This window comes from Phycisphaerae bacterium, assembly GCA_017999985.1.
Taxonomy (GTDB): domain Bacteria; phylum Planctomycetota; class Phycisphaerae; order UBA1845; family Fen-1342; genus JAGNKU01.
In genome coordinates this window covers 149091-172310 of the sequence record JAGNKU010000006.1, presented here as the reverse complement: position 1 = coordinate 172310, position 23220 = coordinate 149091, and the positions used below count along the sequence as shown (strand labels likewise).

General features: G+C 68.5%; 20 protein-coding genes and 1 tRNA gene. 10 read left to right on the top strand and 11 right to left on the bottom strand.

Annotated elements, in window-relative coordinates; genetic code table 11:
- Window positions 1-159: 159 nt before the first annotated feature.
- The 4 genes from KA383_09865 to KA383_09850 form a co-directional block, all read right to left on the bottom strand.
- The gene (locus tag KA383_09865) at window positions 160-1062 is read right to left on the bottom strand and encodes a pyruvate synthase subunit beta (protein MBP7746431.1); all 903 of its coding nucleotides are present in this window, start codon (window positions 1060-1062) and stop codon (window positions 160-162) included.
- Window positions 1059-2228: a pyruvate ferredoxin oxidoreductase gene (porA, locus tag KA383_09860; protein ID MBP7746430.1), complete on the bottom strand. Its 1170-nt coding sequence runs from the start codon at window positions 2226-2228 to the stop codon at window positions 1059-1061. Before porA ends, KA383_09865 begins: the two co-directional genes overlap by 4 nt.
- 54 nt (window positions 2229-2282) lie before the next feature.
- Window positions 2283-4502, bottom strand: coding sequence for an FAD-dependent oxidoreductase (locus KA383_09855; GenBank protein MBP7746429.1), 2220 nt, complete (start codon window positions 4500-4502; stop codon window positions 2283-2285).
- Between the two features lie 346 nt (window positions 4503-4848).
- Window positions 4849-5955 carry an MCE family protein gene (locus tag KA383_09850; GenBank protein ID MBP7746428.1) on the bottom strand — a complete coding sequence of 369 codons (1107 nt, stop codon included), beginning with the start codon at window positions 5953-5955 and terminating at the stop codon, window positions 4849-4851.
- 83 nt (window positions 5956-6038) lie between these two features.
- Between KA383_09850 and KA383_09845 the strand changes: the two genes are divergently transcribed.
- The 4 genes from KA383_09845 to KA383_09830 all read left to right on the top strand — a co-directional run bounded on the left by KA383_09845 (window position 6039) and on the right by KA383_09830 (window position 9488).
- The gene (locus tag KA383_09845; GenBank protein ID MBP7746427.1) at window positions 6039-6473 is read left to right on the top strand and encodes a response regulator; all 435 of its coding nucleotides are present in this window, start codon (window positions 6039-6041) and stop codon (window positions 6471-6473) included.
- 1 nt (window position 6474) lies between these two features.
- Window positions 6475-7251 (top strand): sugar phosphate isomerase/epimerase, encoded by a 777-nt coding sequence (locus KA383_09840; protein MBP7746426.1) that lies wholly within the window; start codon window positions 6475-6477, stop codon window positions 7249-7251.
- Window positions 7252-7312: 61 nt separating this feature from the next.
- Window positions 7313-8155: a hypothetical protein gene (locus KA383_09835; GenBank protein ID MBP7746425.1), complete on the top strand. Its 843-nt coding sequence runs from the start codon at window positions 7313-7315 to the stop codon at window positions 8153-8155.
- 154 nt (window positions 8156-8309) lie between these two features.
- A complete protein-coding gene (locus KA383_09830; protein ID MBP7746424.1) occupies window positions 8310-9488 on the top strand; it encodes a hypothetical protein in 1179 nt (392 codons plus the stop codon).
- Between the two features lie 13 nt (window positions 9489-9501).
- Here KA383_09830 and KA383_09825 read toward each other — a convergent pair.
- Window positions 9502-9575 (bottom strand) — tRNA-Asp (locus KA383_09825).
- Window positions 9576-9871: 296 nt separating this feature from the next.
- Between KA383_09825 and KA383_09820 the strand changes: the two genes are divergently transcribed.
- From KA383_09820 to KA383_09805, 4 genes are all read left to right on the top strand, one after another.
- The gene (locus tag KA383_09820) at window positions 9872-10930 is read left to right on the top strand and encodes a chemotaxis response regulator protein-glutamate methylesterase (protein ID MBP7746423.1); all 1059 of its coding nucleotides are present in this window, start codon (window positions 9872-9874) and stop codon (window positions 10928-10930) included.
- Window positions 10931-11153: 223 nt separating this feature from the next.
- Window positions 11154-11615, top strand: a complete 462-nt coding sequence (locus tag KA383_09815; protein MBP7746422.1) for a chemotaxis protein CheX — start codon at window positions 11154-11156, stop codon at window positions 11613-11615.
- A gap of 11 nt (window positions 11616-11626) precedes the next feature.
- Window positions 11627-12007: a response regulator gene (locus KA383_09810; protein ID MBP7746421.1), complete on the top strand. Its 381-nt coding sequence runs from the start codon at window positions 11627-11629 to the stop codon at window positions 12005-12007.
- Between the two features lie 249 nt (window positions 12008-12256).
- Window positions 12257-13870 carry a SpoIIE family protein phosphatase gene (locus KA383_09805; GenBank protein ID MBP7746420.1) on the top strand — a complete coding sequence of 538 codons (1614 nt, stop codon included), beginning with the start codon at window positions 12257-12259 and terminating at the stop codon, window positions 13868-13870.
- Window positions 13871-13880: 10 nt separating this feature from the next.
- Here the strand turns inward: KA383_09805 and KA383_09800 are convergent, their stop codons facing one another.
- Window positions 13881-14240: a hypothetical protein gene (locus tag KA383_09800; GenBank protein MBP7746419.1), complete on the bottom strand. Its 360-nt coding sequence runs from the start codon at window positions 14238-14240 to the stop codon at window positions 13881-13883.
- 54 nt (window positions 14241-14294) lie between these two features.
- Between KA383_09800 and KA383_09795 the strand changes: the two genes are divergently transcribed.
- Together KA383_09795 and KA383_09790 are read left to right on the top strand one after the other, a co-directional pair.
- A complete protein-coding gene (locus tag KA383_09795; protein ID MBP7746418.1) occupies window positions 14295-15095 on the top strand; it encodes an HAD-IIA family hydrolase in 801 nt (266 codons plus the stop codon).
- Window positions 15096-15183: 88 nt separating this feature from the next.
- On the top strand, window positions 15184-16524 hold the full coding sequence (locus tag KA383_09790; protein MBP7746417.1) for a hypothetical protein: 1341 nt from the start codon (window positions 15184-15186) through the stop codon (window positions 16522-16524).
- A 189-nt stretch (window positions 16525-16713) separates the two neighbouring features.
- Here KA383_09790 and pyk read toward each other — a convergent pair whose 3' ends face one another.
- The 5 genes from pyk to KA383_09765 all read right to left on the bottom strand — a co-directional run bounded on the left by pyk (window position 16714) and on the right by KA383_09765 (window position 22993).
- The gene (pyk, locus tag KA383_09785) at window positions 16714-18180 is read right to left on the bottom strand and encodes a pyruvate kinase (protein MBP7746416.1); all 1467 of its coding nucleotides are present in this window, start codon (window positions 18178-18180) and stop codon (window positions 16714-16716) included.
- Between the two features lie 23 nt (window positions 18181-18203).
- Window positions 18204-19676: an Asp-tRNA(Asn)/Glu-tRNA(Gln) amidotransferase subunit GatA gene (gene gatA, locus KA383_09780; protein ID MBP7746415.1), complete on the bottom strand. Its 1473-nt coding sequence runs from the start codon at window positions 19674-19676 to the stop codon at window positions 18204-18206.
- 319 nt (window positions 19677-19995) lie between these two features.
- On the bottom strand, window positions 19996-20352 hold the full coding sequence (locus tag KA383_09775; protein MBP7746414.1) for a hypothetical protein: 357 nt from the start codon (window positions 20350-20352) through the stop codon (window positions 19996-19998).
- 231 nt (window positions 20353-20583) lie between these two features.
- Entirely contained in the window at window positions 20584-22065 is a 1482-nt protein-coding gene (locus tag KA383_09770; GenBank protein ID MBP7746413.1) for an L-seryl-tRNA(Sec) selenium transferase, read from the bottom strand.
- Between the two features lie 781 nt (window positions 22066-22846).
- Window positions 22847-22993, bottom strand: coding sequence for a hypothetical protein (locus KA383_09765; protein MBP7746412.1), 147 nt, complete (start codon window positions 22991-22993; stop codon window positions 22847-22849).
- Window positions 22994-23220: the final 227 nt, after the last annotated feature.

The following is a 23220-nucleotide window of genomic DNA, read 5'->3' as shown; positions in this document are numbered from 1 at the left end:
GGGCGCGGTCACGCCGCGCCAAAAGTGGGCAAAACACCGAGTATAACACCCGGCGCTAGCCTGCCAAGCCCCGCCCCCAAGCGGTCAGGACCGGCGCCAGACCGGTCAGGACCTGCTCTCCGCGCGCCGGAATAGCGTCCTGATGCCTTTTTTCTCGGGCTACTCCTGCTCCTCTGCCGGGAACGCCCGCTCCATCGCCTGCAAATACGCCCACTGCGCGTTGATCCCCGCCTTCAGCAGCTCCAAATCCACCAGCTCCTTGCGATACCGTCGCTGCCGCGCGATGTAGTTCTCCAGCGGCGTGCCGTCCGGCCGCGCGTTGATCCGATACCGTCGCCCGTCGTAGACCTCGTACAGCGGAAACAGCCCGCAGCGGACCGCCGTCAGGATCAGGTCCACGCTGTCGCCCGGCTCCGACTTCCACCCCGTCGGGCACGGCGACAGCATCAGCAGGAACCGGAAGCCGCGCATCTTGCGCGCCGTCCGCACCTTCCGCATGAAATCGTCGCGATGCGCCACCGACAGCGTCGCCGCATACGGTACCCGGTGCGCCGCCATGATCCCCATCATGTCCTTCTTTGGCTCGGCCTTGCCCTCGGTCGTCGTGCTGGTGCGCACGCCGCGCGGCGTCGCGCTGCTGCGCTGCCCGCCGGTGTTGCCATAGATCTCGTTGTCGTAGCAGAAGTACAGAATGTCCTCGTTCCGCTCGGCCGCCGCCGACAGCGTGGCCATGCCGATGTCGTACGTCCCGCCATCGCCGGTCCAGCACACCGTCAGGTCCGGCTCATCGTTCATCGCATAGACGGACGACACGCCCGACGCGACCGCCGCCGAGCTGGCGAACGTCGTCGCGACCGTGGGCACGCCGTAGGCACTGGTCGGAAACTGCCCCGCCGTCACAATGCCGCAGCACGCCGGAATGCACAGCGTGGGCCGTTCGCCCTCGAGGGCCTGCTCCAGCCATTGCAGCCCGATCGACATGCCGCAGCCGGCGCAGTTCGTGTTGCCGGGCCGCAGAATGCCCCCGCTCAGCAGCTCCGCCTGCGACGGAGTCGTCGTCATGCCAGCACCTCTTTCCACACCGGCTCGTCCGATCGCTGCCGGGCCGCCAGGTCGTCGCATATCTCGTCAATCAGCTCCGGGGTAACATCGCCGCCGCCGAGCCCCACGAGGTAGTCCTGCAGCAGCAGGTTCGGCTTCTCGCGCAGGCTCGTCGCTACCTCGGTCCAGAAAATGCCGCCCGACCCGGGCGAGTGATTGCGGTCCAACACCGCGACGCGCTGCGCCGCGCCGACCGCCTGCACATACGCCGCGCGCGGGAACGGCCGGAACAGCTTGGCCTTGATCATCCCGATCTTTTCGCCCTTTTCACGCCGCCGCTTCACCACGCGCCGCAGCGTACGCGCCATCGTGTTGCAGGCAATCACGACCGTGTCCGCGTCCTCCGTATACTCGGCCGACAACAGGCCATGCGGGCGCCGCCCGAAGATCTTCTCGAACTCGTCGATCGCCTCGGCCAGCACCTCCGGCACGCGCTCCATCGCCTGCTGAATCTCGTGGCGGTGCACTTCCGTCTCGTGTGGAAACGTCATGCCGCCGACCGTGACGCTCTTGCCGTGCAGCCGGTGCGGCAGGTCGCAGGGCGGCAGATATCGATCGACTTGCTCCGGCTCCGGCAGATCCACGATCATCTGCGTGTGCGACACGACGAACCCGTCCTGCGCGACCAGCGCCGGCAGCAGGATGCGATGATCCTCCGCGACGCGGAACGCCAGCAGGATCGTGTCCACCAGGTCCTGGTGCGACTCGGTGTAGAACTGGATCCACGGCGCATCGCGCAGCATCAGCGTGTCGCCCTGGTCGGTCCAGATGTTCCACGGCGGGCCCAGGGTCCGATTTACGCCGATCATCACGATCGGCAGCCGGTAGTAGCCGGCCGCGAAGATGTTCTCGACCATGTACGCCAGCCCGTTCGACGAGCTGGCCGTGAACGAGCGCGCCCCCGCGAGCGACCCGCCAATGCACACCGCCATTGCGCTGTGCTCCGACTCCACCGGCACCACCCGCCCCTTGGTGAAATGGAACTCGCGCAGCACCTCGATGATCTCGGTCTGCGGCGTGATCGGATAGGCCCCGCAGATGGCGCCGCGCGCCGTGCGGTTCGCTTCGCCGGCGAGGGCCAGGACGTGCCCGGCGGCGTGATTTCCCGTGTCGAGTGCCCGAGCCACCAGTCTCTCCTCGTCAGGGCCCCGGCCGCCCCGCGCGGGCCGGCCGGCGGCGGACTACAGCTCCGCCATGTACACGACGCCGCGCGGACACTGCGAGGCACAAATCCCGCAGCCCTTGCAGTAGTCGTAGTCAAATTCGTAATTGCGATTGCCCCGGAAACGCATGATGCCCTCCGGGCAGTACGTCAGGCACCGGTCGCATTCGTTGCATACGCCGCAACTCATGCACCGGCTGGCTTCGATCGCCGCCGCCGCGTGCCCGGGCTCGTCCATCAGCCCCAGTCGCACCTCGGTGAAGCTGCCCTGCCGCATCTGCGCTGGCACCACCACGCCGCGCTCGCGCTGCGCGTGCCCGAAAATGTGCATCGTGATGTGCTCGGGGCCGGCAACCTCCGGCGGCTGCGGCGGAAACAGGTCCTCGCCGGTCAGCGTCCGGTGCATGTGCAGCGCGGCGCGCCGCCCGCTGCCGATCGCCGCCGTGACCGTACCGTCGTTCGTCGCGAAGTCGCCGCCGGCGAACACCGGCGCTGCCGTCAGCCCCAGCAGCTTCTCGCCTTCGCGCACGTCCGCGCCTTCCGGAAAGATCGACAGCTCCGGCGTCTGCCCGAGCGCCAGGATTACCCGGTCGCAACGCACCTCAAACTGGGCGTCCTCGCTTTCGATTGGCACCGGCGTCCGCCGCCCGGATGCGTCCGGCTCGCCCAGGCGCATCCGCTGGCAGGTCAACACCGGCCCAAGCGCGTCCGCGTGCAGCCGCAACGGCGCTACCAGCTCACTGAGCTCGATGCCTTCCTCCAGCGCCTCGTCGATCTCCTCCGCGATCGCGGGCATCTCGGCGCGCGTCCGGCGATAGAGAATCTGCACGCTGCGTGCGCCGACGCGCCGCGCCGAGCGCGCCGCGTCCATCGCGGTGTTGCCGCCGCCGATGACGACGACGCGCTGTCCGGTCAGCGACTCCTCGCCGCGCCGCACGCGGTCGAGGAAGTCGATCCCCTGGGTGGAGATCTCCGACGTGAGCTGGCCCAGGTTCAAGGCCCGCGCTTCCTGCAAGCCGGTGGCGACGAACACGGCCGCATGCTTGTGCGTCATGTCGAGCAACGTCTGCCGGTCGATGTGCTGGTCGGTGCGCGCCTCGACGCCGTGCCGCAGGATGAAGCTGATCTCGCGGTCCAGCACGTCGCGCGGCAGGCGATAGCTCGGAATGCCCGTCCGCAGCACGCCGCCCAGCTCGCGACACGCCTCGTAGATCGTCACGCGGTACCCGAGCCGCGCGAGGTGATACGCGCAACTGAGCCCCGCCGGTCCGGAGCCGATGATCGCGATGTGTTCACCGCGCGTCGGCTTCGTCACGCTGGGCCAGCGGGCGTGATCGGCCACGTAACGCTCGATTTCCCGCACGTTGACGGCTTCGTCGTGTTCGCGCCGGTTGCACGCTTCCATGCACGGTGCCGGACACACGCGCCCACACACCCCCGGCAGCGGCGACGTCTGGAGAATGATCCGTAGCGCCTCGTCGTATTCCTTCTTACCCACCGCCTGCACGAACCCGCGGACGTCGTTCCCCGCCGGGCAGCCGTCGTTGCAGGGCGGCGTCAACTGGTGCCGCTCGGGGCGCCGCGACGCCCAACTGCCGGTCTTGATCGTGGGCAACCCGCCCAGGTCACTGTCGAGGATGCTCGCCGCCCGTCGCGCCGCCGCCGCCGGCACCGCGGTCTTCGGCTTGCCCGGCAGCGTCTTGGACAGGACCTTCTCGAACGCCTGGCGGGCCGAAACGACGTTGGGTCCCCCGAACCCGACCAGCCGCAGCGCGCCGTCGACATCTTCCAGCGTGAGACCGAGTACCTTGGCGACCGCCCCGAGCATCGTCGTGTTGACGATCGGCACGGTCCGCGTGCCCAGACCGTTCGCAACGGCGATCCCCGTTGCGTCCACCGTTGCCACCGGACGCCCCGGGAACGCCTCCGCGAACGCGTCCGGCGGGTCCGAAGCGTTCAGGATGATCCAGCCCTCCGGCTTGAGCCCGGTCAGCACGCGCGGGCTGACGAGCGTCCGATCGAGGACGATGATGTGGTCCGGCGTGCGCACCTGGTTGTGATTAACGATCTCCTCGTCATCGATGCGTACGAACGCCTGAATCGGCGCACCGGAGCGCTCGGCCGCGTACACGCCGAACGCCTGCACGTGCTTGTCGCGCAGGAAGTAAGCCGAGGAAATCAGCTTGGCGAGCGTGACCCCACCCTGTCCGCCGCGTCCGTGGATAGTCATTTCAATCATTCAACACCTGTGCCGTTTCGCCGGGGCCGCGGAATCGTCCCACGGGGCCGGGGCAGGGCTGAGATGCCGGACTCGTCATGTTTCTGAAATGCGACATCGCCGCGTCCGTCCGATACATGCCCGAGCAATTCACGTTCCCGCGACAATCGTCCAATAATTGCCGCAATGGGTCGATTGCGGCGGTTCCGTGCGCGGTTAACAGCGTGTGTCGATTGAACGCCCGCTGAGCGGGGCGCGCTCGGCTGGGGGATTTTCGACGCGGTGTGCGGAATACGGCGCGACCCGCGCGGGCCCTGACTTCATGCGAACTTACCGCGGCGCTCGGCCGGCCGGGGGCGCGGCGAGCCTACAGACCCACGCGCACCTTGCCCTCGCGCCATTCGGCGACCAGTCCCCGGAATTCCTCCACGGCCTGCGAGAGTCGCTCGGCCGTGACGGTCATGGCTTCGTACAGCTTGTTGTCCATGACGAGCTGGCCCAGGTTGCCCTGCCCGCTGGCGATCTGCGCCGAGATGGCGTTCATGGAGTCCAGGAAGCTGTCCGCGCGGTCGAGCGTCTCTGCCATCGAGCGCGACAGGTCCGCGATCCGTTGATCGACGCTGGCCACAGTGTTGTCCGCGTTGGCCACGAGTTTGCGGGCATCGTCGACGAACCCACGGGCGTCGGTGGCCGCCGCCTCCAGGTCGCCCATCACTTTCTTGCCCTTCTCGGACATCTCGTGCGCGTTCGCCACCGTGTCGCGCAACTGGCTCTTGACCTGCGGGTCACCCAGCACCTCGTTGAAGTGCTTCAGCGCCGCATCCATGCGCGCGATCGCACTGGAGATGTTACCCTGCGGCCCGCCGGGCTGATCCACTTTCCCCGGCGCGCGGGATTCCAGGAGGCCTTTCAACTCATCAAGCACCGGCGTGAGCGCCTCGGCCGCATCGCCGATCTGGCGGGTGGTCGTCTCCAACGTCGAAACCACGCCGGGCGGGAACACTGAATCCAGGGCTTGTCGCACGCGGCCTTCGATCGTCGCGCCCGGTGGCAGGGGTTCCCCACCCGACGGCCCCGGGATGATCTCCACCGGCGGACGCCCCGATCCCAGCATGGGCTCGGTGGCGATGGCCGTGCTGCCCCTCGGAATCAGGTAGCGCTTCTTGATGCCGAGGACCACGTTCACGCCGGCCTCCTGGGCGACGAGCACGGCGGCACCCTCGGCGGTGGGGGGCGCCGCGTCGCCGACATGCAGATCGACGGCATCCACGCGTCCGATTTCCATTCCCTTCACCGTGACCAGGTTGCCCTCGCGGATGCCGGCGACCTCGCTGAAGCGCACGTGCAGCGGGTAGGTGCTGCCGCTGGCGAGCCAGGTCGGAGCCCGCCCGAACAGCACGATCAGCGTCCCGAACGCCGCGATCCCCAGCAGAACGAAGAGGCCCACCAACAGGTTGCGACGTCCTTCGTCCATCGGTCTGCACTCCCTTTTCCACGGCCATGGCTGAAACCGGTCCCCGACCGGACCGTACTACTTCACAGAGGTCCGTGCGTTGTATGGGGACCGCAACAATAGTACACTGCGGGCCTTGGAAGGAGAATGCCGTGTCGCAGAACCTGGCAGGCAAAACGATTCTCGTCGTCGATGACGATCCGGATATCCTGACCGCCATCAAGGCGGGACTGGCGGACACGGGGGCCACGATCGAGACCGCGTCCGACGGTAGCAGCGCGGTCACCCTCGTTGAGAAGCTCGCTCCGCAACTGGTGATCTTGGACATCATGCTCCCGGGCAAGAGTGGCTTCCTCGTCCTGGAGCAGTTGCGGCAGAAGACGCCGCGCAAGTCTGGCCCGCGCATCATCATGATCACCGGTAACCAGGGTCAGCGCCACCGGCAGTACGCCGAAGCACTTGGCGTCGAGGGCTATCTTAATAAGCCCTTCCGGATGGAGCGGCTGCTGGAAATCACTGAAAAACTGCTGGCCGACTGACGTGGCCGCGGCGGAACTGGCGGCGTGGTTGGACTCGTACGGGGTCGTGCTGCGCGACAGCCTGCGGGTGGCCGCGAGCCAGGGCTACAGGTTGGCCCGGGCCAACACCGCGTCGGGGGAGCTTGATCCGCGCGCCTTTACGGATAGCGCGCGGCGGCACTTGCGCAAATATTCGCGCGACATCGGATTGCAGCTCGATGGCCTCTCTTTGCATTATGCCGGGGCCGGCCTGGCCGACGCCGCCACCGCCGCGGAGCGGCTCGCGCGCCTGAAAGGCACGCTCGAGCTGTGCGCAGCGCTCGACGTGCGTCACGCGGGCGTCAGCCTCGGGGGCTTTGACGACCCGCGCTCCGCCGGGCTCGCCCGCGAGATGGTGGGCGAGGTTGCGGATCTGGCCGACCGCATCGGCGTGCGCACTGCGATCCTTGTGCCCGCGGGTGCGTGGGAGTCGGCGGGCGCGCATGTGCGCCGCCTCGGCTGCCCGGCGCTCCGCCTGGCCGTGGATACCGCGGCGCTGCCGTCCGCAGACGCTTTGGCCGCCGCCGCGGACCTGCTTGGCGACGTGCATCTGCGCGACGTCCGGCCGGTCGGCGAGCGTGTTGAAGAAGTCCCGTTCGGCCAGGGCGTGGTGGATTTCCGCGCGCTGCTGGCGCAAGTCGCCGCCGGGCCGACCGACGCCAGGCTGATCGTGCGGCACGACGGGGCCGGCGGGGTTGACGCGCTGCGCCAAGGCCGGGAGTATATGGAATCCATGATTGGCCGACCGGAACGCCGCTGAGGACGCGGGCGGGTTGGCGCGAATGAAAGTATGAATCCTCTTAGCGGGAGGAAAGGCGGAAATGACCTACCTGGCCCTGATGTTGCTGCTGTTGCCTCAAGTCCCGGCCTCGCCCGCGCAGGAGGCGCCGACGCCCACGACCGCGCCCACGTACGATGAGGGGCCGCTGCGGTTGGAACTGCTGGCCATGCGCGAGATCCGCTTCAGCGCGACCGACCCGGAGATGGCGGCCCGTCTGCGCTCGGAGCTCGGCATGCAATTCCGTCTGCAAGGTGAGCGCATCACGCAGGTCGTGCGGCAGGGCAACCTGATCTTCACCGAGCTGGTGGATGACACCGGGCTGACGCTGCTCGATGCGGACACATACACCGAGGCCGAGCGCACCACCACGCGCGCGGTGCCCGTGCCGCCCGAGCGGCTGCGCAGCGAGGGGCTGGTGCTGACGACGCGCAACAAGCCGTCGGCCCGTGGCGCGCGGACTCTGGCGAAGGTGCGCGGCGCACTCCGCCTGATCCTCGCCGACAAGACCGAGTCGATCACGATCGAAAACCCGCTGCAGTTCTACGGCCAGCCAATCGTCGATCCGCGCCTGACGGCGCTGGGCATGGAGGTCGCCATCCTGCCCAACGAGGAGCTCGAAAACGCGCCCCCGGGCAACCGCTGTCTGCTCCTGCACTTCAAGACCAAGGCCGACCACCTGCAGCGCGCCACCTTCCACGACGGCGCGATGAAGCCGATCCCGGTCCGCGACACGCCGGTCACGACACGCAGCGGCGTGCAGTGCCAGATGTACTATTTCGATGCGGCCGCCTTCAACGACGAGATGCAACTCGTACTCGAGGTCCATCCGCAGATCGAAGACGTGCTGGTCCCGGTCGAGCTGGAGAACGTAAATCTGCCCTGAGTCGCGCCCGCTGCTGAACAACACGCTCTGGGCCATCGCGGGCACCACCTGCTTTCATGCCTGCCAGCTCGGCGCGCTCGTTCTCCTGGCCAAGTTCGCCACGCCGGAAATTCAGGGGCAGTACTTCCTCGGACTGGCCATCGCCACCCCCATCGTGCTGCTGCTGGGGCTCGAGCTGCGCGGCGCGCTGGTCGCCGACGCTGGCGGGCAATTCACCCCCGGCACGTATCTGGCGCTGCGCCGCTGGACGATGCTGGGGGCCGCGGTCGTGCTGGCCTTGATCGTGGTCTGGCACGCGACCCGCCCCGGGGCCCGGCTCAGTTTCCTGTTGATCCTGGCCGGGGTGTTCGCTGGCAAGGTGTTGTGGACCGTGGCCGAGGTCGGGTGGGGGCTGTACCAGCGCCGCGAACGGCTCGATTGGCTGGCCCGCAGCCTTGGGTTGCGTGGGCTGGTGCTCGTTGTGCCGTTCGCTGTGCTGCTGCCGCTGTACAACCATGTGAGTCGCACTGGCCCGGCGGCCGCGTCGCGCCTGGCCGAGGGGACCGCCCTCGCGGTGTTCATCTACGCCCTGGGGCTCGCGGCCGTGTGGCACTGGTACGACCGGCCGCGGATCGCGGACCCGCGCCACGTGAACCTCGCGACGAGCTCGCCAGCCATCCGCGCGCTGGCGGCGCAGACGCTGCCGCTGGGCCTCGTGGCGCTGACGATCAACCTGTGCGATACGTTGCCGCGCCTAGTGATCGAGAGCCAGGCCAACGGCAAGACGCAACTCGGCTACTACGGCGCGCTGGCCTATGTCACGCTCGTCGGCAACCTGGTGGTCGTCCAGGCCGCAACGGCCGCGTCCAACCGGCTCTCTCGGCATTATCAGACCGACATGCGTGCGTTTCTGCGGCTGGGGGCACGCCTGGCCGCGACCGCCCTCGCCGTCGGCGTGTTCGTCGTGCTGCTCGTCACGTTCTGCGGTCAATGGCTGTTACGCACGCTGTATACCGCCGAGTACGCGCAGTTCACGGACGAGTTTCGGATCATCGTCCTCGCGCATGCCCTGGGACTGCTGACGAGTGTCTGCGGCGCCGCCACCACCCAGATGCGCCTCTTCTGGGTCCAGGTCCCCGCGCAGGTCGTTACGCTCGCGGCCACCGTCGTCGCCGCGATCCTGCTCATCCCCGGCGACCAACCCGTGCGCGGTGCCGCCCTGACTGCGCTGGTGCGCGCCGTAGTCCAATTCATCCTGTACGGCGGATGCGTCGGGGCGGGGATTGCGCTACGGCGGCGCATTCTCGGACGCGCCGCGGCACAGGTGCCGCCCGCGGTCGGTGACTGGGAATAATCGGGGGGAGAAACGAGGTCGACGGGACTCGAACCCGCAACCTCCGGCGTGACAGGCCGGCGCTCTAACCAATTGAGCTACGACCCCGGTCGCCGGCGCTGGCCGGCCGATCAGGTATAGACCCTCAGTATTGCGTGCGGGCGGCAGCCTGTCAAACGCAATTCCGTCGTGCCGCCGTTCCGATCCGCATCGGCGAGGAAACCTCGCGGGAGCTTCTCCCGATATAAATGCAGTGCAGCCGCGCGCCGGCCGCCAAGGCGGGTGGTGTGCATCTGGAGCCGGCCCGGCGTGCCAGGGCTCGTGGCTCGCGGGTCACTGGGTTCTGACCCGTACGAGACGACGGGTTGTACGCCAGCGAGGTCGGCAGGAAAGAGAGTAGTCTGATGATCCGCGTGCTTGTGGTCGACGACAGCGCCATCATTCGCGCCATCATCGGGCGCGCGCTCACCCAAGACCCGCTGATCGAAGTCATCGGCACCGCCGTCGATGGCATCGATGCGCTCACCAAGATCAGAAGTCTGCGACCGGACGTCGTGACGCTCGACGTGGAGATGCCCCGCCTGAACGGCATCGGCGTGCTCGAGCGCGTGGTCGGCAAGGCACCGGTCAATTTCCTGATGGTTTCCACCCTGACGCAGGCCGGCGCGCGGGTCACGTTTGAGGCCCTGCAGAAAGGCGCGGTGGACTACATCGCCAAGCCCACCGCGGCCGGCAAGGCGGCCCTGCCGGAGTTCAAGGCCCAGCTCATCCAGAAGGTGCGGGCGGCCGCCCGCGCACGGGCCCGCCGGCGTGTCGCGCCGGGTGCCGCCTCGGGCGCGGCGCCAACGCTCCCGCCCAACCAGGTGCGCGGCTTTGTCGTGGCGATCGGCATCAGTTGCGGCGGTCCGCAGACACTGCACCAGATGCTGCCAGCCTTCCCGAGCGATTTTGTCCCGATTGTCCTCACGCAGCACATGCCCGCCCAGTTCACCGGGCCGTTCGCCCAGCACCTCGATCGGGACTGCGCGATGAACGTGCGGGAAGCCCGTGATGGGGAGCCGCTGGAGCAGGGCACCATCCTGGTGGCGCCGGGCGATCGCCACCTGAAGATCGTGCGGCGCGGCGCTCATCTGTACACGGCGCTGGACGCCGGCCCGCTGGTTACCGGACATCGGCCGTCGGTCGACGTGATGTTCAAATCGCTGGCTGCCGCCTGCGGACCACGGGCGATCGGCGTGATCATGACCGGGATGGGCCGCGACGGGGCCGAGGGCATCGTGGAGCTGAGCAAGGCCGGTGCCTACACGATCGGCCAGGACGAGGAGACGTCGTACGTTTACGGGATGCCGAAGGCCGCGGCGGCGACGGGTTGCCTTGATCATGTCGCGCCCTTGCCGCAGATCCCGGCCATGGTGGCGCGCCTGCTAACCGCGCCTCAGAAGTCGGTCGTGGCGGTGCGCTGATTCGGGGAGTGACGGGTGGCTGGGACTATCGGACGTAGCCCTGGCTCTCCCGGCTGTTCACGTCAGATTTCCGCAACAGCGCCCCGGAAGCAGACGATGTTATGCATGGAGTGGTGCCCGCCGGGGCGCAAGCTGCGCAGCCCGGGACGCGCGGTGCCGCAGAGAACACGTTCGACCCATTCGGGCAGCGTTGTTGAAGAGTGGTTCGGGCGGAGGAAATGCCGTGGATGTGAGCTATATCAACCCATTCATCGAGGCCGTCGACACCGTGTTCGCCACGATGCTCTCCGTCAAGCCGAAGCGGAACGGCCTGAAGGTGAGCGACGGGCAGGCGAAGGGGCCCGTCGTGACTTCGCTCGTCGGGCTCAGCGGCCAGGTGAGCGGCGTCGTGGCGCTGCGTTTCCCGCCGCCAACCGCCCTGAAGCTCGCGGGGCGCATGCTCGGGTCGGAAATGTCGACCATGAGCGAGGAAGTGACCGACGCCGTGGCCGAGCTGGTGAACATGGTGGCGGGCTCCGCGAAGGCCAAGTTCCAGCACGATCCGCCGCTCGAGCTGGGGTTGCCCACCGTAGTGGAGGGCACGGGCTATAAACTGCGTTACCCGAGTAAGTCCGTCTGGCTGGAAGTGCCGTTTTCGTCGGACGCCGGCGATTTCACGCTCGAAGTGACGTACAACCCGAACTAGAGGTTCCTGCGATGAAAGCACTGGTCGTCGACGACTCCATGACGATTCGGCGCATTGTGATCAAGGCCTTGGGGATCGTCGGCATCACCGACGCGACCGAGGCCGGCGACGGCGTCGAGGCGATCAAGGCGCTCCAGGCCGGGGGCTACGACTTGATCCTGCTCGATTGGAACATGCCCAAGATGACCGGCATCGACACCCTGCGGACCATTCGCCAGGCCGGCAACAAGACGCCGGTCATCATGGTCACCACCGAAGCCGAAAAATCGCGCGTCATCGAAGCCATCAAGACCGGCGCCAACGACTACCTGATCAAGCCCTTCTCTCCCGACCAACTGGCCGCGAAGGTCAAGAACGTCCTCGGCGCCGCGTCCGCAGCCGCCGCTGGCTGAGCACGGCTTTCCCGTGCATACCGGCCACAGCGTCGCTCGGGGGGTGCACCGGGGGGGCGGCGCGCAACCCCCCGCGCGCCGCGGGCTGCCCACTGGCCGCGCGCCGCGCCGGCGAGTACCATGCCGCACAATCAGGGACTGGACCGCCGCTTCGGGCGTTGTTGATCGGGAGACCGCAGGTGCACCGCGGCGGTCTCGCCGGGGAGCCCGCCGCGCCGGTCCGGCCCATGTCCCGCATGGCGGCGAAGCATGCGCCTGATCGTTCTGCAAGACGATGCGATGATTGCCGACGTCGTGTGCGGCCGCGAGGCCGTGTACATCGGCGCGCATGAAGACTGCCGCATCCAGCTCGCGGACTCCCGCGTCGCCCCCCAGCAGGCCGTGGTCTGCCCGGAGCCTGACGGCGGCTGGTCGCTTGTCCAACTGGACACCGCCTGCCTGGTGCACCTGAACGGCGCGACGGTCGCCGAACGCGCGACGCTCAAAGCCGGCGACGAGATCCGCATCCAGGACTACGCCGTCCGTGTCTATCCCGACTACGACGAGACCACCGGACCACGCGTTGAGCTGGGCACCTCGCGGGCCCAGCTCGCGCGGTTTGCCCAGTCCCGATTGCCGTTTGGCGCCGTGCTCAAGCGGCCGGACGAGCCCGTGACGCTCAGTTCCGGTCAGCTCGACGGCCTTGGCCGGGCCACCCTCGCCGTCTCCGGCTGCGCCGCGATCGAAGAACTGATGGACGTCACGCTCAAGCACCTGCTCACCGTGTTCGCGGCCCAGCGCGCATGGATCGGCGTGCGGCGCGTCAACTACGGGCCGATGGAGTACGAGGAGGGTCGCCTCATCACCGGCCAGGCGACCGACCTGCCCGAGCTTGGCGACGAACTCAAGCCGCGCATCCTCGACCGCGTGCAGTTCGTGCTCGTCCCCGTCGTCAGCCGCGAGGACCAGACCTCCGCCCTCGCCGGCCCGCTGATCGGCCCGGACGGCAAGCTGGGCATGGTGTATCTCGACAGCGGCGACTCCGGCCGGCACTACGACGCCCACGACCTCGACTACTTCGTCATGCAGCTCAACGTCGTCGCGTACCAGCTCGACGCCATCTTCAAGACCATCGCCCGCAACCGCGCCGCGATGATCGACGGCCAGGTCAGCGTCGCCCACGAAATCCAGGCCCGTCTCACGCCCCGCAAGCTCCCGCAGTGGGATGGCCAGCTCCAGTTCGGCGCCTTCCGCGAGCCCGGCCGCGAACGCACCGGCAACATCTACGACGTCGTGCGCCTCTCGAACAACCTCGCCGCCATCCTCATCGCGCACACCTCCGCCGCCGGCGCCCTCCCCAGCATGCTCATGGTCCAGGCCCAGACCGCCTTCCGCTCGGCCGTCATGCACCAGGACAACCCCGGCGTCTGCCTGCGCATGCTCAACTGGATGCTCTACGACGGGCAGAAAGATCACCCGCTCGAGTGCTTCGTCGGCGTCATCGACCCCGACAGCGGCGTCACCCGCTACGCGCTCGCCGGCCACCTCGGCGCGTACATCATCGGCCAGCGCGGCGAGGCCCGCGCGCTCGGCGGCGACGAGCCGCTCCCGCCGCTCGGGATCGTTAAGAGCACCGTCTATCCGCTGTTGCCCGAGCAGCTTGAGCCGGGTGAGACGCTGGCCCTCTTCACGCCGGGCGTCACGACCGCCAAGAACCGCCACGAAGAGACGTTCGGCGAAGAGCGCTTCGTGAACATCCTCTGCGACGGGTTCGGTCAGCTCGCCAGCGCGATGCTGAAGGAGATGCTCACCGATCTGCGCAACTTCACCGAAGGCGGCACGCAGCCTGACGACATCACCGTCATCCTGGCGCACCGCCTGTAGGACTGGCCAATCACGGTGTGGGGGGGCGGGCGGCGCGTGCGGGGGCATGCACTGCGGTTGGGAAGAAATTGGCCGTTCCTTCACGCCCGACTTCGTACACGACCCGGTTGCCCGCGTTCATGATGTCGATCATCGTCGGCCATTGATCGACGTGGAATTGCCGCAGGCGTATCTCACGCACCTCGCCACTCTCCAGCCGCAAGCCGATGGTGCTGTCGCTGCCATCGTAGGCGACGTACGCCAGGGTGCCCTCGACACGGATGCGCTCGCCGGGCTGCTGGGCGGCGGCACGCGGTACGGTCAGCCACGCCACGGGCAGCGCGGCGAGCAGTGCTGCGGATGCGGCAAGCAGGCAACGGGTGCGCGACATGCTGTGATCCTCCGGTAAGGGGCTGGCCGCCCCGCGGGGCGGTAGAATGCGGCAATGAACATACGTGGTCTCTTACTGGATGTCGAAGGTGTGCTGGTGGCCGACAAGGGGTACGCGGCCGTACCCGGGGCCGTCGCGTTCGTCGCCGCCGTGCGGGCGGCAAGCTGCCCGTTTCGGCTCATCAGCAACAACACGACGGACGATCGCCCGACCATCATCGCCAAGCTCACGCAGGCCGGCTTCGATTTCGCGCTCGACGAGTTGTACACCTGCACGGCGGCGGCGGTGGCACGGCTGCAGGCGGCCCGCGCCCGCCGGTGCCTGGTGCTGGGGAATACCGCGCTCCGGCGGATCTTTCTCGACGCCGGTTTCGAGGTGGTGGACGACGCCGACGTGGACGCCGTGGTGGTGGGGCTCGACACGGACCTGACCTACCAGCGGCTGCAGATGGCGTGCGAGGCAGTCGTCGCGCGGCAGGCGCTGCTGTTGGCGCTGCACCACAACCGCATCTATGACGACGCGACGGGCCGGCCGGCGCCGAGCGTCGGGGCGCTCACGGCGGCCATCGAGTACGCCACGCGCGTGGAAGCCGCCGTCATTGGCAAGCCGAGCCCGGCGTATTTCCAGCAGGCGCTCGACGCGGTCGGCGTGCCGCCGGCGGATGTGCTGGTCGTCTCGGACGATCCGTTATCCGACCTCGCGGGGGCCAAGCGCATGGGCATGCGCGCAGCGTTCGTGCTGTCGGGCAAGTACCGCGACGAGAGCGTGCTCACACAGCTCCCCCTCGACGAACGGCCGGACTGTGTCACGCCGCGGATCGGCGACCTGTTGACCCGCCAGATCATCGCGCTTTAGCACTTGCCGCTGTGGGTTGCCGGCACCCTGGATGCGGGCGGGGCGCTCCGCTATAGAGTACCGGCGCGGTCATTGCGGAGTCGGCGGAATGCGGCTTGAGCCTGCACGCGAGGAGTCCGGCGCTGCGGCATCCAGGGATGCGGGCGGTCGCGGGGCTGTCGGCATTGCGCTGGGTGTCGCGATTCTGAGCGTGCTGCTGTGGTACGTGGTCCTGTTGTCCGCGCGTCCCGCACTCATGGGGGACGAAGGCTATCACGTGCCGGCCATCCGGGCGCTGGCGCGCGAGCTGCCGCCGCTACGCGCCCTGCTGCGTGGCGACTGGGGTCCGGGCCGCATTCTGCAGATGCCGCCCACGTACCATCTGCTCGCGTCGCTGCCGGCACGCCTCGTCGGTTCCGACCTGTGGATGCTGCGCGGCTTCAACGTGCTGTTCGCCGTCGCCAGCATCGTGTTGCTGCACACGGCCGCGCGGGCGTACCACGCGAACTACGGCCCGTCGCACCTGCTGCGCTATGCCTGGAACCCGCTCCTGCTGCCGCTGTGGGCCCTGGTGTACACCGATCTGGCGGCGCTCGCCGGTATCCTGCTCGCACTGCATTTCCAGGTCCGGCGACGTCTGACGTGGGCGGCGGTGGGCCTGGCCGGCGCGTGTCTCATTCGACAATCCAACCTGGTATGGGTGGCGTTCTTCATGGCCTGGGGACTGCGCACGCTCTGGTGCGCCCGCCCGGCCGCGTCGCCGCGAGCCGCGCTGCGCATGTTCCTGCTGCGGCATGTGACGACCACGTTTCTACCGCACCTGCTAATGTTCGCGTTGGCGCTGGGTTACTTCGTATGCAGCGGCGGCCTGGCAACGACGCTCCGCGAAGAGAATCGCCCCCACGTGAACATCACGCAGTTCTACATCTTCGGCCTGACGGCGGCCGTGCTCTGGGTCCCCGTGTGGCTGCCGCAGTTCGCGCGCCTCTGGCCGCGCCGGGTTGAGCCCCTGTTGGCGCGCGCGTGGATCTGTGCGGCGGCCGTGGGCGTGATCGGCCTGCTCGAGCTGGCGTTCCGTAACCCGCACCCGTGGAACCTGGACCCTGATTACCTGCGGAACTGGTTGTTGGCCGGGATGACCACGCACACCTGGGTCCGCTACCTGGTGGCGGTGTGCCTGGTGCTCTTTGTGCCCACCTTGGTGCACAGCACGCATGCCAGCCCCGCGCGTGGGCCGTTGACCCTGCTATGGGTGTTCGCGCTGCTGTTCCTGCTGGGGCACTACCTGATTGATCCCCGCTATTACGTCGTCCCGCTCGTGCTGGCCGACTTCCTCACGCCGCTGCCGGCGCGCTCGGCCCGGCATCTGGTCGGTTGGTATCTGCTGCTGACGCTCGGCGTTGCCGCGTTCATCGTTACCCAGCCGGGCGGTGCGCAAGGCATTCTCTGACCGCACGCTGGTCTAGCGCCTCAGTACGACTCCGACATGGGTGGTATGGGCATGCTGCCCGTCCGTGAGTGGTATCGGCATCTTGCCTGTTCCTACGACGGGCGGGACGCCCGTACCACCTCTGTTACCCGTGCCACCCCTGTCGCGCGTACCACCCCCGTTTTCAATTGCTTTCAATGACGCAGTACGCTAGATCGGCTGTCCCGCCTCCGGTTGTCCTACGCGCCGCACCAGCGCGGTATCCGTTGCCCCCGGCGTCGTCGGCCGCGTCGACGTGACCACCACGACGATGTCGCCGTTCAACGCGAGCTGACGTTTGAGCAGTTCCGCGTCCAGCGCGGCGGCCATCGCGGCGGGATTGTCCAGCGGCTCGACGCGGATCGGCGTGACGCCGTACAGCAGATTCATCTGCCGCGCGACACGCGCATCGTAGGTCAGTCCGACCACCGGCATCGGCAGCCGGTGCCGCGCGACCAGGCGCACCGTGGCGCCCGTCGCGCTCCATACCGCGACCAGCCGCGCGCCCAGGTCCCGTGCCGCCGCCACGGCCGCGTGGGCGATCGCCGCGGTGGGGCGGTAGTGCGTCGAGATGTAGTCCGGTGGTTCGGTGGGCGGGCGCTTGGCGAGGAACTCCTCGGTCGCGATGGCGACGTTGTGCATCATCTCGACGGCCTTCGTCGGGTAGCGGCCCACGGCCGTCTCGCCCGACAGCATCACCGCGTCCGTCCGATCCAGAATCGCGTTCGCCACGTCGCTGACTTCGGCCCGCGTCGGCATCGGGTTGTCGATCATGCTCTGCAGCATCTGCGTCGCGACGATGACCGGCACGCCGGCATGCTGGCACTCGGCCACGATGTCCTTCTGGATCACCGGCACACGCCACACGTCGGTCTCGACGCCCAGGTCGCCGCGGGCCACGAGGACGCCGTCCGTGTGCGCGATCAGCTCGTCCAGGTGCCACAGCGCCTCGGTCTTTTCGATCTTGACGATCACCTGCAGCGGGCTGTCGGCCTGCTTGATGAGGCGCTTCAGCTCGTACAGGTCGTCGGGCTGCCGCACGAACGACAACGCCACGTACTCCAGATCGTGGGCGATGGCCCACTCCAGGTCGCGCCGGTCCTTTTCGGTCAGGGCGGGCAGGCTGATCGGCGTGTCGGGCAGGTTCACGCCCATGCGCGTGTTCAGCGCGCCGCCGGTCCGGCATTCACAGATCAGCTCGTCCGCGCGGCGCTCCCGCACGGTCAGGCGCACGAGCCCGTCGTTGATGAGGATGCGGTGTTCGGGCGCGACTTCGTCGATCAGCCCGGGAAAGGTGGTGGTCAGGCGCTCGGCGCTGCAATCTCCCGTGCCCCGCACGATCCGGATCACATCACCCGCCTGCACCTCGACCGGGCCGCCGTCGAACCGGCCCAGTCGGATCTTCGGCCCGCACAGATCTCCAATCACACAGATTGGCTCGTCGCGCTCGGCCGCGACCGCGCGCACGAGCTCGAGCGTCCGCTGGTGCCCGTCCAGATCGCCATGGCTGAAATTCAGCCGGCAGACGTCCAGGCCGACGTCGAACATCTCGACCAGCCGCTCGCGGTTGGCCGTGGCTGGCCCCAGTGTTGCAATGATCTTCGTCTTCATGAACGGAGCTTGGGCTTGATCGCGCATTGCAGAACCTCATTCCGCACGCCCTACGCGGCCAGCGGCGGCCGGCGGGTGTGCCAATCGGTCTCTCGTTCGTACAGTCGCGCCACCTGCAACAGCAATTCCTCACCGAAGAGCGGCCCCAGCAACTGCAGCCCGATCGGCAGGCCAGCGGGGCTGAAGCCGCACGGCACCGACAGACCCGGGATGCCCGCCAGGTTCGCTGCAATCGTGTAGATGTCCGCGAGGTACATCGCCAGCGGATCGTTCAGCTTCTCGCCGCGCCGAAACGCGGGCGTCGGCGCCGTCGGCCCCGCCAACACGTCGCAGCGCCGGAAGGCGGCGTCGAAATCGTCCTTGATCAGCCGGCGGACGCGGGCGGCCTTGCCGTAATATGCCTCGTAGTATCCGGCCGAGAGGGCGAACGTGCCGAGCATCAGCCGGCGTTTCACCTCGGCCCCGAAGCCCTCGCTGCGCGACGAGCTGTACAGGTCGTAGATGTCGCGCGGATGTGCGGTCCGGTGCCCGTAGTGCACGCCGTCGTAGCGCGCCAGGTTGCTCGAGGCCTCGGCCGTGGCGATCAGGTAGTACGTCGCGATCGCGTACGGTGCATGCGGCAGCGAGACCGGCACGAGCGTTGCGCCCAGCGAGCGGTACACCTCCAGCGCGGCCTCCACTGCGGCCCGCGTCTCGGCGTCCAGACCCTCGGCGAAGTATTCCCGCGGCACGCCGATGCGCAGGCGCCGCACGCACGTCGCGAGCGCCGCATCCGCCAGCCCGGCGCGATAGTCCGGCACCGGCCGATCGACGCTGGTCGCGTCGCGCGCATCGCGCCCGCTGATCACGCCCAGCAGCAGGGCCGCGTCCGCGACGCACGTCGCCAGCGGCCCGATCTGGTCCAGGCTCGACCCGTACGCCACCAGCCCGTACCGCGAGACGCGCCCGTATGTTGGCTTCAACCCCACCGTCCCGCACAGCGCCGCCGGCTGGCGAATGGACCCGCCCGTGTCAGAGCCCAGCGCCAGCGGCACCATGTCGGCGGCGACGGCCGCGCTCGATCCGCCCGACGATCCCCCGGGCACGCACTCCGGGTCCCACGGATTCCGCGTCGCGAACCGCCCGCTGTTCTCCGTGGACGAACCCATCGCGAACTCGTCGAGATTGGTCTTGCCGACGATCACCCCGCCCGCGGCCAGAATGCGATCAATCACCGTCGCGTTGTACGGTGAGACGTAGTTGGCCAGGATCTGCGACGCGCACGTCGTGTGCCCTGTCTGCGTGCAGATGTTGTCCTTGACCGCGAGCGGCACGCCGGCCAGCACGCCCGGTCGCTGTCCGGCGGCGACCGCGGCGTCCACGCGCCCGGCCTGCTCCAGCGCGGCGTCGCGGGTCACTTCCAGGAACGCCTGCACCTGCGGGTCACGCGCCGCGATGTGCGTCAGCGCCTCCGCGCAGACGTCCACCGCACGTCGCCGTCCGGCCGCCACATCCGCCGCGATTTCGCCTGCACTCGTGCCCACGGGTCTTCTGCCGTCGTCCGGCGGGCGTGTTGCTGGGTGACCCTTGACGGCAGTGTGCCGTCCGCGCGACACCCGGCCCCAACCGTTCGCCGAACGCGTACAGTGTCCGGGCAAGCACAAGCGCCCGCAAGGGGCACGCTTTCCGGAGTATGGGCTTTACCGCTGGCGCCGGCTGTGCAGGTGGTGCGGGCTGTGCGGGTGGTACGGGCGAGCTTTCAGGGTGCTACGGGCGTCCCGCCCGTCGACGTGAATATCGGGCCCCCGGTGCAACCGCCCGTGTGCTCCTTCAGGGCCGCCCCCGGTTCAATCAGCGACACGCTTAGTTCGGCGTCGCCACACACGGTGCCGGATCGTACGTCAGCATGATGTCATCCAGCGTCAGCGTCGTATCCGTCGTCAGGCGCATCCAGGTGCCATCGCTGCCGACCTCGTAGAGCGCCGGGCCGGTGTACCATTCCGGCGCGGGCGTGCTCAGCCGCGACCACGTGCCCGCTTCGCCGCGACACGCCGGCAGCGCGAAGACGACGAGCTGGCCGTCCGCGTATTCCACCCAATACGTGCCGGCGAGTGCGTCCAGCACTTCCGACGGCACGCTGTCCGTCGGGCAGCCGCCGAGCAATGCGAGCGTGAGCGTACACAGGACGAAGCCGATAAGCTGCGCGCGGAATGCGTTCACAACACCCTCCTCGAGGCGGCGACGGCGAGGTTACTCGATTCTATGCCCAGGGCCCTTACCCACGGCATCCGCGGCCGAGCTTGCCCCCGGCGACCGAGTTCCCCGGGCGCCCCGCCGTCCACCACCGGATGCTATCGGACCCCGTGGGGCACCCCGGCCAGTGCGCGATAAGCAGCAGGCGAGGGCCGGTAATAGGCGTGGCACAACGCCGAACCGCCGCCTCCCCGCGCGTCACGCCTCCGCCAGTTCCCGCACGACCTCGGACAGCGCCCCTGGAATCTGCTCCGCGTCATCCGCGGTGAGCGTCCGCGGATCGAGCACCAGCGCCGCATCGCGCAGCCGGCAGATGATCGGCACATCCCGCCGCCGCAAGCCCTCCGCCAGCGCCTCCACCAGCACGCCGCTCGGACGCACGACGACCACCCGCGTCGGCAGCGGCCACGCCGGCAACGACCCACCGCCCGCCTCCGAATGGTCCGCCTCGGTGCGCACCTCCGCCCCCGGCAGCGCCGCCGCGATCTGCTCCGCCAGCGTGTTCGCCGCCTGCTCGAGTTCCGGCAAGGTCCGCGCGAGTTGCCGATACACCGGAATCCGCCGCACCACTGCCGCCGGATCGCGATACAGCCGCAGCGTCGCCTCCAGCCCGGCCAGCGTCAGCTTCCCCGGACGCAGACACCGCGCCAGCGGATTGCGCAGCAGGCTTGCGACCAGGTTCGCACGGCCCACGACGATCCCCGCTTGCGGTCCGCCCAGCAGCTTGTCGCCGCTGAACAGCGTCAAGTCCGCACCGGCGGCCACGCTGTCGCGCACCGTCGGCTCATCCCAACTCGCCGGGCCGGCGCGATCAGCATCCGGCGCCGCCGTCGCCGCATCGGTCTCCGGCGTCGGCCACGGCAGGTCGCGCGTGATCAACCCGCTGCCGAGATCATCGACCACCGCCAGGTTATGCCGCCGCCCCAGCTCCACCAGCTCCGCCAGTGCCGGCGTCTCCGTGAAACCCGTGATCCGGTAGTTGCTCGGATGCACGCGCAGCAGCACCGCCGTGTTGTCGTTGATCGCCCGCTCGTAGTCGCTGATGCGCGTGCGGTTCGTCGTGCCCACCTCGACCATTTGGCACTGTGCCGCCGCCATGATGTCCGGCAGCCGGTACGACCCGCCGATCTCCACCAGTTGCCCGCGCGAGATGAGCACCTCGCGCCCCGCCGCCAGCGAATTGAGCGTCAAGTACGTCGCGGCGGCGTTGTTGTTCACGACCAGCGCGTCGGCCGCGCCGCACAGCTCGCGCAGCAGGTCGCGCAGGTGCTCGTGCCGGTCGCCGCGCCGGCCGGTCTCGAGATTCAGCTCCAGGTTGCAGTAGCCCGCGGCGGCGTCCGCAATCGCCTCGATGGCTTCGTCGGCCAGCGGCGCCCGCCCGAGTCCCGTGTGCAGGACGATGCCGGTCGCGTTGATCACCGGCCGCAGGTTCGGGTAGGCCCGTTGATACAGCCGCTGCCGGATTTCGAGCGCGAGCGCCGGCACGTCCACCGGCAGTGCCCGGCCGGCCTTCAGCGCCGCCCGGCGTTCGTCGAGCAGTGTTCGCACGACGAGCACCAGCTCGCTGCGCGGGTAATCCTCCTGCAGGCGGGCGATGGCCGGCTGGTTCAGCAGATGATCGACGGCGGGCAGCTTGCGGAGCAGATCTTGAAGTGCGGTGTCGGGCGCGGGCGATTCCATGCGGGGCAATATACTCCCGGCGTCGGCCGATCAACAGGGAACGACCGGCCGGCCGGCGATTGGCGAGAGCGAAGCTCCAGCTGAACTGGGGAGAGCAAAGCTCCAGCTTCGCTCCGCGTGGCCCGGGCGTCCCGCCAGTGAAGTGTGCTCCCCCAATTCCTCACTTGGGGGACCGACCTCCGGTCGGTCGTTGGCCGGCCCCCGGCCAATCCCTAGCCCCACCGGGGCGTTTGTCAGTAGCCCAGGGCGCAGCCCTGGGACCGCGTCGCCCCTTTTCCCTCTCTTCCAAGAGCCCCACCGGGGCGATTGACGGCGGGGCCACCCGAGCCGCGCCGCGCATCATCCGACCCGCGAACGGCAGTGAGCGAACCGCCCGCCCGTCGCGTCCTTTTCCCTCCGTGGCTTCGTGGCTGCATGGCTATGAGCCCGGTGCCATCAGACTCAATTCACGGCCACTGCCTCACCAACGGAAATCGGCATGGAGTCCGCTCAAGGGAGTCGTTCAGTAATGTGCGCTGGTTGTCCCTCACGACTCGGTGGGGCATGTGACGCCCAATCTCGTCGGGGGCGCCAATTCGAGCCTCTACACTCCCTCGGTCTTTATCCGCCTCAGCCGCTCCAGTAGTTGCCCTGGGGTGCTTGAGAAGTGGCTGGCGAGCTCTACTGGGTCGTCAATGAAGGCCGCGATGTCTGCAAGCACCTCCCGCAATTCCTTCGGCAGGCGTGCCAACGGCGCGGCGAGCAGCTCGTCAGAGAGTAATCGCGTCAGCACCGGGTGGTGCTATTCGCGACGTGCATGTTCGCTCGCGGACTCTGCAAACTGCAGAAACGCCTCCGTCCGCAGCATAACCGACTGGAGATTCGCGTCTTTGTCGAGCAGCGCCGCTTCCAGTTGACCCAGGAGGTCATTCAGTTGGCTGGTGCTCATTCCGCGGTGGTCCTTCGAGCAAATCGAGTACGGGGGGACATCATACTCCCTTCTCGGCTGCCACGTGATCGGCGGGACCATCCTGATCCGGACCGCCAGACGTAGCCAGTGCGAAGCCAGCGCGCTGCGCGGGCCCCGCGCTGCCGCTTGAGGTTCCGAGAACCGCCACGCGGCCGACCGGGGGGTCGGCCGCTACGCGCGCTGCACGCCGCCGCCTGCCCGAGTAT

What these genes read in the sequence shown, in the direction of transcription:
- KA383_09805 (MBP7746420.1), top strand. Translation starts at nt 12,257, where the DNA reads ATGCGCCTGATCGTTCTGCAAGACGATGCGATGATTGCCGACGTCGTG.
- KA383_09770 (MBP7746413.1), bottom strand. Translation starts at nt 22,065, where the DNA reads ATGGAATCGCCCGCGCCCGACACCGCACTTCAAGATCTGCTCCGCAAG.
- KA383_09765 (MBP7746412.1), bottom strand. Translation starts at nt 22,993, where the DNA reads ATGAGCACCAGCCAACTGAATGACCTCCTGGGTCAACTGGAAGCGGCG.
- pyk (MBP7746416.1), bottom strand. Translation starts at nt 18,180, where the DNA reads ATGCGCGATCAAGCCCAAGCTCCGTTCATGAAGACGAAGATCATTGCA.
- KA383_09855 (MBP7746429.1), bottom strand. Translation starts at nt 4,502, where the DNA reads ATGATTGAAATGACTATCCACGGACGCGGCGGACAGGGTGGGGTCACG.
- KA383_09810 (MBP7746421.1), top strand. Translation starts at nt 11,627, where the DNA reads ATGAAAGCACTGGTCGTCGACGACTCCATGACGATTCGGCGCATTGTG.
- KA383_09865 (MBP7746431.1), bottom strand. Translation starts at nt 1,062, where the DNA reads ATGACGACGACTCCGTCGCAGGCGGAGCTGCTGAGCGGGGGCATTCTG.
- KA383_09800 (MBP7746419.1), bottom strand. Translation starts at nt 14,240, where the DNA reads ATGTCGCGCACCCGTTGCCTGCTTGCCGCATCCGCAGCACTGCTCGCC.
- KA383_09835 (MBP7746425.1), top strand. Translation starts at nt 7,313, where the DNA reads ATGACCTACCTGGCCCTGATGTTGCTGCTGTTGCCTCAAGTCCCGGCC.
- KA383_09795 (MBP7746418.1), top strand. Translation starts at nt 14,295, where the DNA reads ATGAACATACGTGGTCTCTTACTGGATGTCGAAGGTGTGCTGGTGGCC.
- KA383_09845 (MBP7746427.1), top strand. Translation starts at nt 6,039, where the DNA reads ATGGGGACCGCAACAATAGTACACTGCGGGCCTTGGAAGGAGAATGCC.
- KA383_09820 (MBP7746423.1), top strand. Translation starts at nt 9,872, where the DNA reads ATGATCCGCGTGCTTGTGGTCGACGACAGCGCCATCATTCGCGCCATC.
- KA383_09850 (MBP7746428.1), bottom strand. Translation starts at nt 5,955, where the DNA reads ATGGACGAAGGACGTCGCAACCTGTTGGTGGGCCTCTTCGTTCTGCTG.
- KA383_09790 (MBP7746417.1), top strand. Translation starts at nt 15,184, where the DNA reads ATGCGGCTTGAGCCTGCACGCGAGGAGTCCGGCGCTGCGGCATCCAGG.